Origin of the sequence: Paenibacillus sp. 2RAB27 (genome assembly GCF_052115445.1) — a bacterium.
Classification (GTDB): domain Bacteria; phylum Bacillota; class Bacilli; order Paenibacillales; family NBRC-103111; genus Paenibacillus_E.
In genome coordinates, this window is record NZ_JBFRGR010000131.1 from 1 (window position 1) to 308 (window position 308).

Annotated in this window: 1 rRNA gene; it reads right to left on the minus strand. The window is 45.5% G+C overall.

What is annotated here, in order from left to right:
- A 16S ribosomal RNA gene (locus AB4114_RS35985) occupies positions 1 to 159 on the minus strand; the annotation flags it as partial.
- Between the last annotated feature and the right edge of the window lie 149 nt (positions 160 to 308).

Genomic DNA, 308 nt, shown 5'->3' on the forward strand with positions numbered 1-308 from the left:
TAGTTATCCCAGTTAGTTATCCCAGTCTTAAAGGCAGGTTACCTACGTGTTACTCACCCGTCCGCCGCTAGCTTATCCCGAAGGATAAACCCGCTCGACTTGCATGTATTAGGCACGCCGCCAGCGTTCGTCCTGAGCCAGGATCAAACTCTCCATAATAGTTTGGACGATTGCTCGTCCGTATATCTGAAAGCTGACTTGCTCATTTGAAGCTAGCGAGATTTTGCAATCTCTTTTATAGTCGATTACTCGACTGTGCTTACTCACTCGTTGTTCAGTTTTCAAAGATCAATTATTCTTTCGTACGC